A 17,447-nucleotide genomic window follows, 5' to 3' on the forward strand; every position below is an offset into this window, starting at 1 on the left:
ATGTATCTATGAATTACGATGTGTTCCCATTTAAAGGGGAGAGGATGGTTTAAAAAATAAGTTTAATAGAACAACAAAAAACGGCGTTCTGCTGGGACGCCGTTTAAGTTCACTCATCAATTATATTTAATTTCACTGGGATGACTTTTTTGTTATTTAGTTTAAAACAACCCACGTCTACTTTTCCTTTATAAAACGAAACAATAAAGTAAGCGATCTGGTCGTAAGGATTATTTTCAATATCTTGTGATGAAGGAAAGGCAGGTGATGTGGGATGCGAATGGAAAATGCCTGTAAGTTTTTCATCCTTCTCATTCATTTCCATAACTGCACGTTTAATAGCCTCTTGGGACATATAAAACCGATTTAGACGAACTGATTCATTTTTTATTTTCCATAAAGTGTTGCCTGTTTCATTAATACCTGAAAGTAATCCACATGCTTCATACGGTAATGCCTGTTTGCAATAAGCAATCATTTCCTCATATACAGACTTCTTTATATAAAAAGCTTGATAATTCTCTTTTTTGTTCTTAATCCCTTTAGTTTCAACACTTCGATCAGGGAGACGAGGGCTGGGTTGTTTTACTTCGTAATGTGAAAAAATCCATCGGCGCGGGACTTGAGTTTGTACTTTTTTGTACATTCTGATATTGTACTTGCTGTTGAGATATATTTCGTTGAAACCAATCTCCTGATTGTTGGCCCTGAGGTAAGGATGGATTGTTTTCTACGGGTATTGGCTGCTCCAAATTCTTTATGGTTTCTTCCACAGCTGGCTGTACTGCCTTTTGGATTCCGGATGTCATAGGCGGTTGAGTGATAAACTGTCTAATAAAATTTTCCTTTTCTTTCAAGTTTGATTCTATTACGGCAAACTTAGCTTTCATTTCTTTCATTTGGTTCTCTGCATACACTCTGTCCTTTTCGTATTGATCAATTTTTTCTTGATGCAATTTCAGCTTTGAATTAAATTGTATCATCTGATTTTGGAGGGCCAGTTCACTTTCCTTTTGGATTTTATAAATTTCTACTTTTTTGTCCTCTAGTTCTGCCGTTATTCTTTCATTTTTCTTCTCAAGCTCCTCCATTTTCACGAGGGTAGCCTTTGTTTCAGCTAATTCAGATTTTAATTCATCAATTTGTTTGGACCATGATCCTTTTTCTGAATCAAAAAACTCTGATTTTTCTTTATACACGTTCACTTGATCCTGGACGTGTTCTAGTACCTGCAGGTAGGAGTCTTTTTCACGCTGATAGTTATGGGTTAGATTATTAAATTCTTCAATTTTTGTTTCCAATTCATCTTTCAACTTGAGTTTTTCCGTTTCAAAAAGTTCGAGGCGAATCAAGGAATCCTGAGCTTTCAGTAACTCAGTTTTCATTACTTCAATCTGATTTTCAAGCTCACTTTTTCGAGCCTCCGACTTTTCAAAGTCATCATTAAGCTGAATTAAATCTTGCATAAGTTTCTCATTCTCCTTTTTCATTTGATTAATCTTCCTATTTTTTGCCTCCAATTGGTCTTGCAGTGAAGATGCCGTCCTAATGATTGTCTTTGTTTGAGTAAAAACTTCATTTAGTTCGGACGTTATATTATCAAGCCTCTTTTCGTCCAACTCCCTTTGTATTGAGAATTGTAAAACACTGTCTCGAATTGAAGTGTTTTCCTCATCGAGAATGGCAATCCTTTTAAGAAGGCCTGCTCTTTCTTCCATAAATTGATGATTTTCTTTCTCTAGTCTTCTGACCTCTTTCAGCCTATATTTTAGACGAGCAAATAATTTGCTTTTTAATGTTTTTAATTCCATTATTTGCGTTTTTGCATTCGACAATTCTGCTTCATGTTTACCAAACACTTCAAGATCGGAATGCTTCTCTGAGTCCAATTGGGTAATCTTCTGTAGATAGATTACGTTTTTCTGAGTTATTTGTTCCATATTTTCTTTTAAAACTTCCAATTGCTGAACAAAATCTTTATTCTGTGCTGTTACATCGTCTAAAACCCTTTGTTTCAAATGCAACTCATTTTGAAATTTACTTTTATCCTTTTTCAACTGGTTTAATACTTTTTGCACCTCAGATAATTCAACACTCATTTCTTTATTTTCTTGAATTAAAGTTTCTTCTCTTTTCTTCAACGACTCAACATTTTTTTTATATTCCTCGGTCTCCTTTTGGAGCAGTGCAATCCCCTGTTGCAAACTCCCAATGTTTTCATCTTTTTCAGTTATTTTTTGACTCAATTCATTATGCCTATCTTGTAATGCTTGGTTATCTTTAAAGATTTCTTCTCTCTCTTTAATTGCTTTTTTCAATAAAGGTTCAAGTTTTTGGAATTTAGCCTCCCATTCATTTTCTTTTGAGGATTTCTGGTGAGATTCTTTATATTCTTTCCTCATGAGAGATATTTCTTTTTTTAAATCCTCCAATTGGACTTCCATAATTTGTTTTTCTTTAAAAAGTTTTTCTGAGTTTTCCTCATGCATTTGGGCTTCTTTTCTTAAGTTTTCTGTCAATTTGACAAGATTGGTATTTTCAGCCGCAAACTGATCAGTTTTTTTAAGCGATTCCGCTGCTTCATTGCTCTCTTTTAGTTGAGCTAATTTGGTTTTATAGGCCATATTTTTTTGGAGTACCTTATTGTATTCATGAATGAGTTTATTTCTATCCTGATAATACGTCTTATGCTCATTGAAGATCTCTTGCATTTCCCTTCTCAAATTAACATTTTCTTGTTGCAGCCTAACCATTTGCTCACGGTAACTTCGATCATTTGTTTGACTATTGGAGTGGCAATGTACGAGTTCTGACTCCAGATGAATCACTTTCTGCTGCAGCTGCAAGTGGGTTAGTTTTTCAAAGCGCTGCCTTTTTGACATTCGTTTCCCTCCCCTAGGCAAAAGCCCATTTCTGCTCTTAACATGTTTATGCAAGTTTAAGACTAACGTTTACCAACCGATGAATAAAATTATCTTTTAAAGGATTCCTCACCAATAATAATAGTACTAAATATAAGCGGACTAGCGACCTTAATTTGTAAAGACATCCAATCATACATAAGAGAAAAAATATTCAGGCTTGGTTACTGGAATTTTAGAGAACATTCACACACTTTAGGAATATATTGTAATGGGTGAACTATTGATTTTATTTTGTTCTTTCCTGATATTTTATAAAATATAAAACAAAATTCAAACACTTTTCAGGAAAGCAGCATAGTATACAATAGGCTCAACCAAAAAAAGAAAAGAAATATAAGAGAGAGGATGATTTTTTCATGGATTTTAAAGCGATAAGCGGTGGTCAGGAGACTCTTTGTATCAAAGTGAACAAAGTCTACGACTGGGTAACTCGCCAAGTAGATGTTCCTCTATTGGCCTTTGATAGAGGTGACCTTGGAACCACATTGTTCTTTGATTGCCCCGGGGGTATTACACCAACACCAGGTTCTGATGACCCTTGTGCTATTCTCGGTGGAAACTATACAGTAGAATGTTTCCCTTCAGATGAGGACGGAACCCCTATTGATCCTTTAGCACCTGGTGCTATTCTTTGTACAGAAATCCCGCAGCCAGAAGGTCGTGCAAGCGGGCAGTTTCAATTGCCTGATGGATCTACAGTTACTCTTCAAAAGGTAAAGGTATTAAAAAAGGGATTTATTGTTGTTCGTGTGACAAATGCAGCAGGTGAGGTTTGTACATCCTTACCAATTCCTTGGGCTGTATCCGAGAAGTTTTTCCTTTGTGCACCTCCTGGCACGTTCCTTCAATGCGAAATAACTGACTTTGAATGTGATGCTAACTTAATCTGTCGACCATTAGCTACACCTGGAACTTTCGAATTCCAACAACTCGATATCTCTATCAATCTTTGCCAAAATGTTCAAATGGAGGCACTGGTAAAGCTTGAAATTACAGCTGACTTCTGTCAGCCGCGGACGGATATGCCGTTTGTTTGTCCGCCACTTGCATTCCCCCCACAATGTCCAACAATTTTCCCAGGAGTAGGACCAACTCCCACTCCTCTATAGAAATAGGGAATATGACTAAGTTCTACAGAGGAGTTCACCTCCTCTTTTTTTTGTTCTGTAAGCAGAAAAACAAAACTGTGACGATTCAATTTATTCTTTTTGAAAAGGCTTTACTAACATGGAAAAAGAATTGTAGGCATAGAATATTAGGAATATTCGGGCTAACCAGAGGAGGAGATTCGCTTGTTCTGGAAAAAAAGAGAACAGGTAAATGCAGAGGCACTAGCATGGTTCAGCTATACTGTAATGCTTCCGGATACGGAGGAACAAGAGAAGGAAATGACCATCATTGGAAACTTCATCATTAAAAATAACGGAGGAAAAACACTGAATAACCCGATCATCTGTATACGAACCAAACCACCACAAAATGTTCGTCTCGGCGGAAAAATCGGTTCATTATCCCATACTGCCCTAATGATTGATGGGGCTAATACTGAAGCATGGCATTATATTTATGATAATTGGAAAGAAAAAACCTTGGAAACGGGAGAACACATACTAAAACCCAACCATTGCAAGCATATAGAACCTGGTGAAAATCTAACATTTGCAAACGAGGTACGTATTTCAACCACAAGTGACCATAAGTTCATGGCAGTTGAAGGTTTTTTTTATTGTGATGAAATAAAAAACGGAATTCCGGCATTAAACACTATTACAGTAAACTATTAGGGGATGGAATATTGAAAATATTATTTATAACTTCCAGTTATAAAGGCATTTATGATCATTTTGAAGCGTGGATCATTAGAGCGCTAAAAAAAAATCATGAGGTAAAATTTTTCCATTTTAAAGATGGGCTTTCTACTTTACAGTCGCTTACAAGAGAATTTAAACCGGAAGTGGCCCTTACGTTAGTTGGTTTTAAGTTACCCATTCAAATGGTTCACTGGTTAAAGAAACAGCAAGTTAAGACAGCGGTGTGGTTAACAGAAGATCCCTATTTTATGGATCGGACAAAAGTACTTTCTCAATATTTTGATTTTGTTTTCACCATTGATTCCGCAGCACTTGAATATTATAAAACCAACGGGCATTTGCATGCTTACCAACTACCGCTTGCTACAGAACCTCAAGTCTTTAAACCAAAGCCTGTGGAAGCAAAATACAGAAGCGATATTTGCCTGGTCGGGTTTCCCTATCCGGATCGAATACAATTTATTCAGTTTCTTTTACAGAATACAGGCTACAAAATTAAAGTTGTGGGTAAATGGTCCAATTCTTTATTTCGCTTCCGAAGCAACCCCAAATTAATGATTCATGAAGGATGGGTAAATCCATCAGTGGTAGCTGATCTTTATAACGGTGCGAAGGTCGTGTTAAATACACATCGGCCATTTAACCTGAAGCAGAACCAAAATAAGCTGGGTATTATCGGCAAAAGTATTAACAACAGAACCTTCGATGTCGCGGCATGCGGCTCATTTCAACTGATTCAATTCAAAGAGGATTTACCAAACCATTTTATAGAAGATGAGGAAATCGTGTCATTCAAAAATAACCTGGAACTACGCCAAAAGATTGATTATTATTTGAAATCTGAAGAAGAACGACAATGGATTGCGGACAATGCAAGAAATCGTGTATTGAAGGACCATACTTTTGAGCAGAGGCTAGAAAAAATGTTGGAATTGATTAAGGATTCAACCAAATAATAGAGCTGTTCAGACATGGATAGCTCTTTTTAGTCATAATAAATAAGTATAGTATGAAAAACCATTTTAAAGAGTTAGAAGGGGATGTTACATTTGGAAGAAAAAAGCAAGCTTTTCCTTGTTTTATGCCTTCACCGTTCTGGATCTAGCGCTACTGCGGGTGTTATGCATCTTTTAGGTATTCATATGGGAGATAGACTCCTCCAGGCAACCAAGCATAATCAAAAAGGACATTTTGAAAATGTTGAATTTGTCCAATTGAATCAGGAGATTCTGAGAAGTGTCAACAGTTCATGGAACAAACCACCCCTCCAAGGAAAAATCACGGAAACCAAGATTTCAGTTTCAAAAATCCGTACATTTATTGAAAAAAATCAGAAACCTATATGGGGACTTAAAGATCCACGCACATTGTTAACGTTTGAACTCTGGAAAACATATTTAGAAGAGGCAGCGGATATCACCTATGTGTTTGTCCATCGGCCATTCGAAGCCTCCGTCCGATCCCTTGCCAACCGGGATCGGAACACGATCGGAACAGCAAACCTGATTTTAATACCATATTTAAAAAACCTCTATCACTACCGTCATAATTACGGCCTGCCTCCTGAAAAGATAATTGATGTTTCTTTTCAAGATTTTTTAAATAATCCAGAAGATTTTGTTAGTCAAATCAATAAAATAAACGGTAACCCCCCAGATCATCGTCTCAAGGAGGTTAAAGAATTTCTAGATAAGAAGTTAAAAACTTATTAATGACAATAATTCCTTCCAATTTTACACTACTCCTTTGACTGCAATACACTTGCTAAATACCTTTTTAATCGTTCATTAAAGAGAATAATCCGATTATTCGTGTATGGATTTTTAGAAATGTGTTTTATAAATCCTGTTTCATCATTCATTTTGTGATAGTGAATGATAACTGGGTCACATCGTTTCATCTCGTTACTTATGTTGAGAGTTAAATGAAAGTTCATTTGTAGAGGCAATCTTGCAAAAGGTAAAGGATGAGCTGCGAAGGCGATGGTTAAAGAGGCCTGCTCACAGAAAAAGTATTGCTTGCCTAACAAATATCTTTTGTGCGACAGGTCCAGTGTGTAACTTTTCCAAATAGGGAAAAAAGACTGTATTAAGGCTCTTGGGAAAACTAATACACCTGCATTACAATACCAGATTGTTTTTTGTTTTGTTATGGCTGTGAGATAATTTTGCTTTGGCAGCGGGAGACGGTAATGGGCAAAAAGATTATTGAAAGTAGTATAAGGAACCGTTAACCCCGCTGCCATTTCTGCCTGGAAATGATCACCATCAATAAAAGGAGAAGGGTCTTGGACAATAATCGTATCACAATCCAAAAGCATAATCGTGTCGTAAGAAGACACTTCAGGCAATTCAAAAAGCCTGAGCTTATTAGAAGGAGGATGCGATATACTAAAACGTTTCACAATTCGTACGTACACACCCCATTTTTCTAACTCTTTAACAAATTCAGGATCTGCTTCATCAACCATACAGACGAAAATATTAGCTCCTGCCATCGTTTTGCCGAACCAACGGATGGATTGTACCAGTCTGAGGGCCTGTGTTTGATATTTCTTATTGTTTTCTGCTACACATCCAATCATCATGCGGCCAGCTCCGGGTACCAAATGGCGATATTCCTCTTCCACATATTTTTCCTTTATTTCTAGACCATATTGGTTTAACCACTTTTTATGATGATTGACGAATTGTTCCTTTTGTTCATTACTAAATAAAGAAAGGTCTTCTTGCCTCACGAGCGCAAACCACTCTTCCTCATTTGAAGCCATAATCAAATCATGTCGAAGGCAATCCCGTAACATTGTCCCTCCTGTTTGTTTGTTGCAACGGATCCTAACGGAATCTATTTCATCCTCCCCAAGTTCATTAGGATTGTCATATAGAACCGTTTTAATGATAATCAAACCGCCAGGACAAAGGGTTTTTTTTATTTCCCCCCATACCGCTTCCATTTCAAAGACAGGGATATATTCCAAAAAGTTTGAAAGAATAATAACTTTATATAGGTCGTTACCATTTAGGTCGTTTAAATTGCAACAATGTAACACTTTATCCTCTTCAACATTTGAAATTAAAGAATCAATAAAATTACTCTGATTCACACAATTTCCTCCTTTCATTTAGAAACACTTCTCCTTAGTTTTGATTGCTAGGTGATGTTTCCATTTTAGTAAAGCAAATCATTTTTTGATTCCTTGGGTGTCCCCAATCACCTATATATTCAAGCTGTAGGGAAGTATCCTTAATTAAATATTCAAATATGGAAAAATGATAATGGTATGGATCTTTGTCAAGGTAAGTAGTTAGCCCTCCCGGATGGTTGATGGGATTATCATTGAACTTTTCTGTAGTTTCAAAAAACGTAGCGTAAAATTCCCCCCCTGGATTTAATACTTTTTCAATATTGACTAGGCACCTTTGGATAACATTTACTGGTAAATGAGTTAAAACCGACTGAGCAATTGCATAATCAAACTTCTTTTTGAAAAGATGGAAATGAAAGTTATCGTTAACCAAAAGAATTGGTTTCTTTCCAGTTAAATTGGCCTTTTTAAGTTCTGACTGTCCTGCTCGTATAAGCGAAGGATTGATGTCCAAACCGCTGTACTTGCCTGCATTTAAATATTTAATAAAGTAAATTCCGCCTCGCAGACTGCCGCACCCTACATCCAGGAGTTCGTGATGCGGCTTTAGCCCCTTCTCTTTCAAAAATTCAATTTGTTTCTCTCCCATTTCTTCCCACATTCCGCCTATTATACCGCGATGGCGCCCTTTTTGTATATCCAGTTCGGTAAGCTTTAAATTATAATATTGATTCCACACTTCTAGTTCCCTCCCCCGACAGTTACTTTTAATATATTACATGCATATGTATTTGGTTCTTGGTGGTTTCGAATACCAATTTCTTCATTATATATGTAAATTAACCTATTCAATGTCTTTTTTGCGGGTTAAACCAATTCCTTCATTATATATATGTTTGATACACTCAAGATATTATTGGCGGGTTAAACCAATTTCCTTCATTATAAATTATTTAATAAAATTTGAATCATACTGTATGGATATCAGATTCAAGCCAAGTGCAACTTCCTATCCTTAAAGATTTAAATATTGTGAAAAAAATAGATAAATTCGTCTATGACACTTGCCTTTTTACTGAATACTTATAAAGAGATAATGGAATCTTTATTGTCTAAGAAATTACAAAGGGAGATGTATGCATGAAAATACTGCTTGCTACGTTTTGGAGTATTCCACATGTGGGTGGAGTATGGAATTATATGAAGCAGTTAAAAGAAAGGCTTGAATCTCTTGGGCATGAAGTGGACTTACTAGGGTATGGAGAGGATAATAACTATTTACACATTGTAACGAAAAAGCAGGTTATTGAAAACAATCGTTTTCTTCCGGTCATTACAAAAGTATATGAACAAACAGAATCGTCATTTTACCATAAAAATCCGATATTATATCATTATGAGAATTTAAGATACTGCTTTGAATTAGGAGCTGCTTATTTCGACTTAGAAAAATATGACTTAATTCATACTCAAGATGTCCTTTCAACTGCATGTATCAATAGAATAAGACCGCAAGGAACGGCTTTGGTCGCTACTCTCCATGGAAGTGTTGCTCATGAAATGAAACACTATGCCACTACCGTTAATGATAACGCCTTATCTAACTCAATAAAAAACTATTTTGACAAAATGGAATATAGCGGGGCTACGGCGGCGGAATTTACAATAGTAGCAAATAATTGGATGAAGGACAGCTTAACAAATGATTTCCATGTACCCGTTGAACAGCTAAAGGTGCTTCACTATGGATACGATATAGATACCTTTGTTAAACGAATGAATAGAGCTTCTTCTATACAGCGTTCTGCTGACAAGAAAGTGATTCTTTATGCCGGCCGGCTTGTTGAGATAAAAGGAGTCCAAAATTTAATCCAGGCTCTCAGCCAATTAAAAAGGTTAAGAAACGATTGGGTTTGCTGGATTGCAGGAGATGGAAATAAAAAAGCTGATTTACAGCATCAAAGTAAGGCTTTAGGTCTAGAAAAAGATATTTTATTTTTAGGGAAGCGGGATGATATCCCAAGCTTATTGTCCATATCGGATATCTTCGTTCATCCAAGCCTCCTTGATAACCAACCGTTATCCGTAATCGAAGCTCAAATTGCAGGAAAACCTGTTATTGTCAGTGACGCAGGCGGATTACCTGAGATGATTGAACATGGGGTTACTGGCTTAATAACACCTGCTGGAAAAGATAGGTCCCTTTGCCTCCACTTAGACTCTTTACTGACAAACGATCAACTGAGGAAGACTCTTGGTTCCAATGCTAAAAAATGGGCGCTTACGTATTGGTCTATTGATACAGCAGTCAAAAACGTATTAGAAGTATACCAAAGCGCGCTTACTAAAAAGAAAAATGCATTATAAAATCCATTGCTTTCGTTATGGTAATTTTGTTTCATTTGGTAGCATCTATAGAAAATTTATTCATTTTAAACTCACGGGCACTAGTTTGTGAGTTTTTTTATACCCTTATGCTGTTATACCTAAAGAACTGCTGCAAATTATGCCCTTTTTCTAAGATACTTGTTTTCTGCCCTTTCATTTATAGATTTATTGCATTTAATAAATTAATAAATAGAGATAAAAAATCTGGAGGATTGGTAGAAACTTATAAATTTTTTTAGGAGAGAGGAAAATGACTTTAGAAAAGATAAAAGGTTCTTATGACGCCATTTTCAGTTTAGGGCATCTTTGTCTGGCAGCTATTCAGCTTAAAAAATTCAATTTAAGACCCTTTTCGGGAGTACTGGACTGGGTAGCATCCTATTCTTTAACAGATGTTAATCGGCTTTTACAGAATCAATTTGTTGGTTTTATGGAACTATCCAACTTGAAAGTAGTTGGACATGCTTCTGCATTGGATCTCCTGGTATTGGATGAAGCCTATAATATCGCTTTCAACCATGATTTTAAAACAAACCAAAATACAGTGTCCCATTTAGCCGCTTACCATGAAGTTAAGAAGAAATATGACAGACGTGTTCAGCGGTTCTTAGAAAAAATGGCCACCTGTAAACGCATTCTCTTTATTAGAACAGAAGGTACTTTTCCAGAGGTCTCAGAACTTGAATCTATTTTATTAAAAATGGTTAAAAATGATTTTCGGATTCTCGTTGTAAATCATACAAATGTTAGTAGCATGGTTGAAATCAATTTGCCATCACAGAAGGTCTCAGCGGTTGAACTCCCTAATAAAGAGATATGGGATTCCAATGATCATTTTTGGGCAGAAATATTTAAAGGGGTTCATCTAAGTAAATAGACGTATTCCCGAAAAACTTTTTAAGTTTGATGTTTATAAGGAACCTTTTAACCAATCACGTAAGTACTGAAATGGTTTAAGGGTTTTTTTCTTGTATTGAGAATGTAAGTTAAGAATATTAACAGCAATTTTTCATAAAATTGAATAAGTTGATTTCAGGCCTATTATTCTCTTCTTAATTTTATAGCTACGTAGCAATGTGAAATATAAAAGACATTGAGGGGGAAATGAATGAATATCTTATTTGTATTTTATGTTCCTAGCGGTGGAGTGGAGACTTTAAATCGTCAAAGATGTTCTGCACTTAAAAAGTATAATATCAATGGTCATTGCCTTTATTATGAAAACAGAAGAGCATCCATTAATGATCACAACGTTCCAACGTATATAACTAATAAAGATGGCGAAATAAAAAAAATATTAGAAACTGGAAATTATAGTGCTATTGTTGTCGTTTCAGATTTCCAAGCACTGCCAAGATTTAGAAATATGGGTTACAAAGGAAAAATAATTGTAGAAATTCAAGGATATGGTCCAAAAGAAACAGCAAGAACAGCACTTCGCAATGCCATACCCATTGTAACTGCCCATGCAAACGGATTCCTTAATCCAAAAACTCCTCATATTATGCAATTATTAGATGAATTATATCCCTCTTTTCCAAAATTTAGTTTCAATAACTGTTTTGATACAAGTCAATTTTCTTACCGATCGTTAGCATTGAGCAATGTCCCTATGATTGCTTGGATTGGCAGAATTGAAGATAACAAAAATTGGAGAGAATTTCTTCATATTGGGCACCAACTTATTCAGCAATACAATTCAAACCTACAGTTACATATGTTTGAAGATCCGACAATAAGCGATCCTAAACAAAGGATTGAGTTTGAAAAGTTAATTAATCAATTAAGTTTGAAAAAAAATCTTACTCTGCATTCAAATGTACTTAATTCCCAAATGGCTGATTATTTCTCCATGATTGGGGATTCGGGAGGCTTTCTATGCTCAACCTCTAAGGTAGAAGGATCACCTTACTCCTTACTCGAAGCAATGAGCTGCAGATGCCCTGTGCTGACTACCGATTCCGATGGTGTTAGAAGTTCCATCATTCATAACCAAACTGGAAAATATTATACATTAGGGAATATTACCGAAGCAATTATTCAAGCAAAAGAGTTAATGACAAACCAGATATTAAGAGAACAAATTCGTTCAAATGCCCTTGAATATGTAAACAAAAATTTTAATCCTGATCAATATTGTGTGAATTTTATCAACATGCTTAGATCACTTGGAGTAAGTATTTAGCAATCAATTGAGTAATGGATTAAAAATTTTTGTGTAAAATCAAAAATCACTTGGCAGAGATTCCTAATTTAATCAAAACAACCCCTGCACTCCACGGAGCTTGCCGGGGTTGGGTATAAACGGTTTTATTGACTGCACCAAAATCATTCTATCAGCTAACATATGTATAAATGTTCAAAATGGTATGGAGATAAGTGGTTTTTATTTTAGGTTCTACGAACCAATTAATATTTATTTTATGAAATTATTTTGTTTTAAGAACCAATTTATTATTAATTACATATGCTAAATATATAACAGCAGGTGGTGTCCGCCTCCTCCCCCCCCCACCGTAGGCCTGATTTGGTTTATAATCGTTCAATTGCAGTTCTTTCATTCATTTTTTTATAAACCTTTTATACAGACGAGTTATGTGGGGAATTTCTAATTTGTTAAGGTTATTCCATTAAACACATAATTCCAAGTTGAATCATCATAGGGAAGATTAGGAACTGTAACAGCACATACCTGATTTAAATTCCAATTTAACTCCTTAACACCCTGAAAGCCTTCTACCGGGACAAGAATAAGGATCTTAAACTGTCCATTGACCATCCCGGACAAAACAGATTGAAGTTCGACTGCTTGTTCATAACTGCCTGCCCATCTAACAAACAAAATGGCTCGACTATTTGTGATTTTTTCTAGGAATCTATCTATTCGGTAATGAAGTTTATTTTTAAAAGCTGGGTATGTTGCAGCCCAATCTTGATTTGGCAGTACAGGGAAATCATGAAAGGAAATAATATTATAATAGGTATCATTTACAATATGTGATTTAGCTGGTTGAAGATCTACTCCATTATCTAAACCATAGCCTGATCCATCCATCAAACGCATATTTTCAAGCTCCATAAAACCCTTAAATTTATTTTTTAACAATCGATTGACATCAGATAGCGATCCGGAAACCTTCCAATCAAGTGGACCTGAAAACCTTCTTAAGTTGTGTTGTCTTAATTTCATTGCTGTATTACATGCACTGCCTAAACTAACGATTTCATCATAAGATCCTTTAATTTGTTGTAAATACATCTCAATCTCTCCTCTCTTTTACTCATCATTTTAGGAAGTGTTCACATTCCCATTAAAAAAGGAAAACGTTCGTCCTCATTTAACATAATAAGAATTATGTGTCAGAGGAACGAACTCTTAAAAACCCTTTAACCTCTGTTTATTAAATTTTAAAGGTATTGACTGAAGTGTATTCGATTAGTCGGAATAGGCAGACGCGTTAAAGCTTTCGGGTCCAGTCCGCGTAGGTGCTACCGCTACTCCGCCTTCCGTGTTTACGAACGCTTGGTAAATCAAGAATCCTGGGTTAGGTGGTTGGTAGTCAGAACCTGTTACAGTTATGATTCTTCTATTTAAAGCGCCTACAGCTCCTAAAGCAATCGGTAATTCCGTAGCTCTATAAACAAGAACAGCATCAGGTCCTACTCCTCTGAAAATGGTAATAGTGATTGGTACCGCAATTGTTGCTAAAGAGCTAATGCTAACGGTTGCAGTGAATTGAACACGGAGATTCGGTCCGGCGCCTGTTGTGTTAAGACCGAGTGTTCCAAAAAGGGCTGGTGTAGCAGTAACCGGTATCCCTGTAGCATTACTCGTACTTATATTTTGCGATGTTCGTGCATCTAAAAAGTTCACCATAAAATGTTTCCTCCTTTCTATCGAACTACTTTATTTTATGAAGAGGTATAAATTGTGGTATGGACAAGTTATTCATTTTAAAAAAAAATAATAATTTTCACCCTATTTCCGAGGGGAATCAGTATTTCATCACTCTCCTTTCTAAAAAAGTACATAAGCCGTTACTATTAAAAATTAACAGAATACGATGGATGGCAAGCATTTTTTAAAAAAGGGTGATAGATATGGGCAACGCATGTAATCGAACTTCAAGCGGAGCATGTTCTGAGGCAGAAGGCTTTCAAACACATGCATCCGGCGGAGCCTCTCATGCTGAGGGCGCTAATACACTTGCGGAAGGAACAGCATCTCATGCGGAAGGGCTTCAAACAAGTGCAAGAGGAGGCTCCTCCCACACGGAAGGATCAAATACGGTGGCAGAGGGTTCCGCATCCCATGCAGAGGGGTATTTTACTAGAGCCAGTGCAAATACATCACATTCGGAAGGCAGCGGATCCTTAGCCTCCGGTTATGCCTCCCATGCAGAGGGATCGAGCACACGAGCATTGAATTTTTATGCCCATGCTGAGGGAAATCTAACAACTGCCTCTGGCCTCGCAGCCCATGCCGAGGGCGAAAATACCATTGCCAGTGGACTCGTCTCTCATGCAGAAGGACAAGGTACAAGGGCTCAGGGGGAATCTTCACATGCAGAAGGTGATACGACTCAAGCTAACGGAAGAGCCTCTCATGCAGAAGGAAATTTGACAGTTGCTTTCGGTAGTTTTGCCCATGCGGAGGGACAGAGCTCCCTCGCTGGTGAACTTGCCCATGCAGAAGGGAATGGGACGCAAGCGCTTGGACAAAGTTCTCATGCTGAAGGGGCATTTACCATTGCGAGCGGTATCACCTCGCATGCGGAGGGAGTAAACACGGTTGCCTCCGGAATTTTTTCCCACACGGAGGGAGAATCGACAAATGCAAACAATATTGTAGGAGTTCATGTCATGGGGCGATTTGGTTCCGCAAATGAGCTGCCCTATTCCTGGTACTTGGCTAATGGTATGGATGCATCAACGCCAGGATTAGCTGCGAAAATATTAAGTAACGGAAATGTCAAAATTGACGGTACTGTCACTACCCCTGCAGCAGATTATGCAGAAATGTTTGAAACAACAGATGGGAATCCTATTGAATTTGGCTACTTCGTCACATTGGAAGAAGATAAGGTTCGCATAGCAAATGGACAAGATGATTACATTCTTGGAATCACAAGCGCAAAACCTGCTTTTCTGGCCGATAGCGGAGAGCTAAGATGGAAACACAAATATATGACGACTGAGTGGGGAGAAATTTTGTACGAGGACATCTTTGTTCCTCCTATAATGGACAATTCCGGGAATGAAATCGTACCGCAGCGGGTAGAACGCCGGCCGGTTCTTAACCCTGCTTGGGACGCTACCCGTGATTACCTGCCCCGCGGCAACAGACCTGAATGGGTTGCAATTGGGCTATTAGGGAAATTGTTGGTAAGAGATAATGGCCTCTGTAAAAGCAACAGATTCTGCAAACCGAATGACAAGGGAATTGCGATACCTTCCGATACCGGATACCGAGTCTTAAGGCGTACAGCCCCGAACCAGATATTAATTCTGTTTCGATAATGATAAGCCAAAACCGCTGAAGCATAGAAAAAAGCTGGAACAGATAAACATTCCAGCTTTTTTCTAAATTTCGTGATCATATTGTAATAATCGTTTGATTATAACCATATTTTTCAAAATCTTTTTTAAATAGCTCTCTAACTAAATCTTTTGTTTCATTATCATAAAAGCTCTCATAGGTCGGTAAAGTTCTACCATATGGTTTTAAAGACATTTTAACATCTGCAAATGCACCCTTATCAACCATTTGCCCCGACAAATGATGTGATGAATTAGAGATACTTAAAATAGGAGAATCTAATAAGCGATATTTATTTTCAATAGCTTTCATTTCCGTGCTGAAATTTTCCAGTCTTACATAATTTTTAATAATTACTTCCTCTCCCTCATCATATTGTTGGGCAATGTGACTATTTAACCGATCTTTACTGACTCCCATTTTCCTAACGAGATATAAGAATTCTTTAAAAGATAATCCATTATGATAATTAGGAGAAATCTCTTTCATGATTTTATCATTGTCTATGGAAGCCAAAAAGGAACTGACAGCCCTTCTATAAGGATTACGAACAAGTTTATAGGTATCTTTTTCCCCAGTCAAAAGTTGATCAATTATGCCAGCTTTGTAATGATTCCCTTTTTCAAATACCTCCATTCTATAGGAATGCACCCAGGGATTATAATCCATTGCTTTTTGAAGTAATCCATTTTGGAAGAAGAACCATCTGATTAGTGTTGTGCATCCACTTCTAGGGGTCCAAAAAAAAATAATTGGAAATTCTTTTTTATATAAAGGTAATAAATAGGTTGTTAATTTTGCAATCTGCAATTCTTGTTCTTTTGACATGCTTTTCTTATCTTCCTTTCTATAAAAATTTATTATCAAAAAATACTGAACTATAAAAATTAATTGTTTGTTAATCAATTATTACGACAAATGTTTAATGTATTCGGCTAAGATCGGGCGATAATGACTTTCAATGATAGCCATTTCCTTTTTCATTTCTGCTTGATGCTTGTTTGTGCCAGAATCTTTGTGTGTCCTGAATTTCGTGAGATTTTCATCTAAATAATACATCTTATAGCCATTAACTAGTAATCGAAACCACATTTCATAATCATGTGTATAACGGTAAATAGGATTGAAGAATCCCAGTTTCTTGAATATATCCTTCTTGATAATTACTGTACAGCCATTAACAACGTTATATTGTAGATAAGCATTGTAAAATTCTTTTTGGTTTGAAAAACGCCAGCCGCACCATGGGATTAACACTTGATTATTTTCATCAATGTAATCGTAATTTGTAAAACTCGCTTCTGCGTTGTGTTTAAGCATAAAGGACATTTGTTTAGAGATTTTTTCAGGAAGAAAATAGTCATCTGAACTTAACCACGCTATATATTCTCCCGTAGCAGCACTTATACCATAGTTTAATGCGGTGGCAGTACCTCCATTCTCCTTCCGCAAATAACCAATTTTCCCTTTAAACGGAGTAATCTTTTCTGTGAAAAGTGTCGACCCGTCATCTACAAGAATAATCTCTATATTTTTGTAGGTTTGACTTAATGCACTTTGAATGGCTTGGTCTACAAAGGAACAGTTGTAAAATGGAATAATAATAGACACTTTTGGTCCCATCGCTTAGCCTCCTGAAAAATAAGTTTTAGATCAATATAATATAACAATGATTAGAACTATTATTCTAAAATCTATTA

Annotated in this window: 16 protein-coding genes; 8 read left to right on the forward strand and 8 right to left on the reverse strand. The window is 36.5% G+C overall.

Annotated features, from left to right (window positions below):
* Positions 1–109: 109 nt before the first annotated feature.
* A complete protein-coding gene (locus CHI06_RS03280) occupies positions 110–646 on the reverse strand; it encodes a Mov34/MPN/PAD-1 family protein (RefSeq protein ID WP_095246998.1) in 537 nt (178 codons plus the stop codon).
* Positions 561–2,882 carry a hypothetical protein gene (locus CHI06_RS03285; protein WP_095246999.1) on the reverse strand — a complete coding sequence of 774 codons (2,322 nt, stop codon included), beginning with the start codon at positions 2,880–2,882 and terminating at the stop codon, positions 561–563. Before CHI06_RS03285 ends, CHI06_RS03280 begins: the two co-directional genes overlap by 86 nt.
* Positions 2,883–3,280: 398 nt before the next feature.
* Here CHI06_RS03285 and CHI06_RS03290 point away from each other — a divergent pair, with 398 nt between their 5' ends.
* The 4 genes from CHI06_RS03290 to CHI06_RS03305 all read left to right on the forward strand — a co-directional run bounded on the left by CHI06_RS03290 (position 3,281) and on the right by CHI06_RS03305 (position 6,447).
* Entirely contained in the window at positions 3,281–4,033 is a 753-nt protein-coding gene (locus tag CHI06_RS03290) for a hypothetical protein (RefSeq protein ID WP_095247000.1), read from the forward strand.
* A gap of 183 nt (positions 4,034–4,216) precedes the next feature.
* On the forward strand, positions 4,217–4,708 hold the full coding sequence (locus tag CHI06_RS03295; protein WP_095247001.1) for a hypothetical protein: 492 nt from the start codon (positions 4,217–4,219) through the stop codon (positions 4,706–4,708).
* A gap of 11 nt (positions 4,709–4,719) precedes the next feature.
* The gene (locus tag CHI06_RS03300; protein ID WP_095247002.1) at positions 4,720–5,691 is read left to right on the forward strand and encodes a CgeB family protein; all 972 of its coding nucleotides are present in this window, start codon (positions 4,720–4,722) and stop codon (positions 5,689–5,691) included.
* Between the two features lie 93 nt (positions 5,692–5,784).
* Entirely contained in the window at positions 5,785–6,447 is a 663-nt protein-coding gene (locus CHI06_RS03305) for a sulfotransferase family protein (protein ID WP_373558129.1), read from the forward strand.
* A 26-nt stretch (positions 6,448–6,473) separates the two neighbouring features.
* Here CHI06_RS03305 and CHI06_RS03310 read toward each other — a convergent pair whose 3' ends face one another.
* Positions 6,474–7,838, reverse strand: a complete 1,365-nt coding sequence (locus tag CHI06_RS03310) for a hypothetical protein (RefSeq protein ID WP_095247004.1) — start codon at positions 7,836–7,838, stop codon at positions 6,474–6,476.
* Between the two features lie 34 nt (positions 7,839–7,872).
* Positions 7,873–8,559, reverse strand: a complete 687-nt coding sequence (locus CHI06_RS03315; protein WP_095247005.1) for a class I SAM-dependent methyltransferase — start codon at positions 8,557–8,559, stop codon at positions 7,873–7,875.
* Between the two features lie 401 nt (positions 8,560–8,960).
* Here CHI06_RS03315 and CHI06_RS03320 point away from each other — a divergent pair, with 401 nt between their 5' ends.
* From CHI06_RS03320 to CHI06_RS03330, 3 genes are all read left to right on the forward strand, one after another.
* A complete protein-coding gene (locus CHI06_RS03320; RefSeq protein WP_095247006.1) occupies positions 8,961–10,187 on the forward strand; it encodes a glycosyltransferase family 4 protein in 1,227 nt (408 codons plus the stop codon).
* A 271-nt stretch (positions 10,188–10,458) separates the two neighbouring features.
* Complete coding sequence (locus CHI06_RS03325) at positions 10,459–11,085, forward strand: DUF1796 family putative cysteine peptidase (RefSeq protein WP_095247007.1); 627 nt, start codon at positions 10,459–10,461, stop codon at positions 11,083–11,085.
* A gap of 231 nt (positions 11,086–11,316) precedes the next feature.
* A complete protein-coding gene (locus tag CHI06_RS03330) occupies positions 11,317–12,393 on the forward strand; it encodes a glycosyltransferase family 4 protein (RefSeq protein ID WP_095247008.1) in 1,077 nt (358 codons plus the stop codon).
* Between the two features lie 423 nt (positions 12,394–12,816).
* Here the strand turns inward: CHI06_RS03330 and CHI06_RS03335 are convergent, their stop codons facing one another.
* Both CHI06_RS03335 and CHI06_RS03340 read right to left on the reverse strand, forming a co-directional pair.
* Positions 12,817–13,467, reverse strand: coding sequence for a DUF1796 family putative cysteine peptidase (locus tag CHI06_RS03335; RefSeq protein ID WP_095247009.1), 651 nt, complete (start codon positions 13,465–13,467; stop codon positions 12,817–12,819).
* A gap of 177 nt (positions 13,468–13,644) precedes the next feature.
* Positions 13,645–14,085 carry a hypothetical protein gene (locus CHI06_RS03340; RefSeq protein ID WP_095247010.1) on the reverse strand — a complete coding sequence of 147 codons (441 nt, stop codon included), beginning with the start codon at positions 14,083–14,085 and terminating at the stop codon, positions 13,645–13,647.
* A gap of 224 nt (positions 14,086–14,309) precedes the next feature.
* Here CHI06_RS03340 and CHI06_RS03345 point away from each other — a divergent pair, with 224 nt between their 5' ends.
* On the forward strand, positions 14,310–15,728 hold the full coding sequence (locus CHI06_RS03345) for a peptidase G2 autoproteolytic cleavage domain-containing protein (RefSeq protein ID WP_095247011.1): 1,419 nt from the start codon (positions 14,310–14,312) through the stop codon (positions 15,726–15,728).
* A 76-nt stretch (positions 15,729–15,804) separates the two neighbouring features.
* Here CHI06_RS03345 and CHI06_RS03350 read toward each other — a convergent pair whose 3' ends face one another.
* Both CHI06_RS03350 and CHI06_RS03355 read right to left on the reverse strand, forming a co-directional pair.
* Complete coding sequence (locus CHI06_RS03350) at positions 15,805–16,575, reverse strand: sulfotransferase family 2 domain-containing protein (protein ID WP_095247012.1); 771 nt, start codon at positions 16,573–16,575, stop codon at positions 15,805–15,807.
* Between the two features lie 81 nt (positions 16,576–16,656).
* A complete protein-coding gene (locus tag CHI06_RS03355; RefSeq protein ID WP_095247013.1) occupies positions 16,657–17,370 on the reverse strand; it encodes a glycosyltransferase in 714 nt (237 codons plus the stop codon).
* Positions 17,371–17,447: the final 77 nt, after the last annotated feature.

The sequence above is a fragment of the Bacillus sp. 7884-1 genome, assembly GCF_002272245.1.
Taxonomy (GTDB): Bacteria; Bacillota; Bacilli; order Bacillales; family Cytobacillaceae; genus Neobacillus.

Bases quoted from the DNA above. Each gene is read 5' to 3' on its own strand.
- CHI06_RS03280 (WP_095246998.1), bottom strand. From the start codon at position 646: ATGTACAAAAAAGTACAAACTCAAGTCCCGCGCCGATGGATTTTTTCA.
- CHI06_RS03285 (WP_095246999.1), bottom strand. From the start codon at position 2,882: ATGTCAAAAAGGCAGCGCTTTGAAAAACTAACCCACTTGCAGCTGCAG.
- CHI06_RS03290 (WP_095247000.1), top strand. From the start codon at position 3,281: ATGGATTTTAAAGCGATAAGCGGTGGTCAGGAGACTCTTTGTATCAAA.
- CHI06_RS03320 (WP_095247006.1), top strand. From the start codon at position 8,961: ATGAAAATACTGCTTGCTACGTTTTGGAGTATTCCACATGTGGGTGGA.
- CHI06_RS03325 (WP_095247007.1), top strand. From the start codon at position 10,459: ATGACTTTAGAAAAGATAAAAGGTTCTTATGACGCCATTTTCAGTTTA.
- CHI06_RS03330 (WP_095247008.1), top strand. From the start codon at position 11,317: ATGAATATCTTATTTGTATTTTATGTTCCTAGCGGTGGAGTGGAGACT.
- CHI06_RS03335 (WP_095247009.1), bottom strand. From the start codon at position 13,467: ATGTATTTACAACAAATTAAAGGATCTTATGATGAAATCGTTAGTTTA.
- CHI06_RS03340 (WP_095247010.1), bottom strand. From the start codon at position 14,085: ATGGTGAACTTTTTAGATGCACGAACATCGCAAAATATAAGTACGAGT.
- CHI06_RS03345 (WP_095247011.1), top strand. From the start codon at position 14,310: ATGGGCAACGCATGTAATCGAACTTCAAGCGGAGCATGTTCTGAGGCA.
- CHI06_RS03350 (WP_095247012.1), bottom strand. From the start codon at position 16,575: ATGTCAAAAGAACAAGAATTGCAGATTGCAAAATTAACAACCTATTTA.
- CHI06_RS03355 (WP_095247013.1), bottom strand. From the start codon at position 17,370: ATGGGACCAAAAGTGTCTATTATTATTCCATTTTACAACTGTTCCTTT.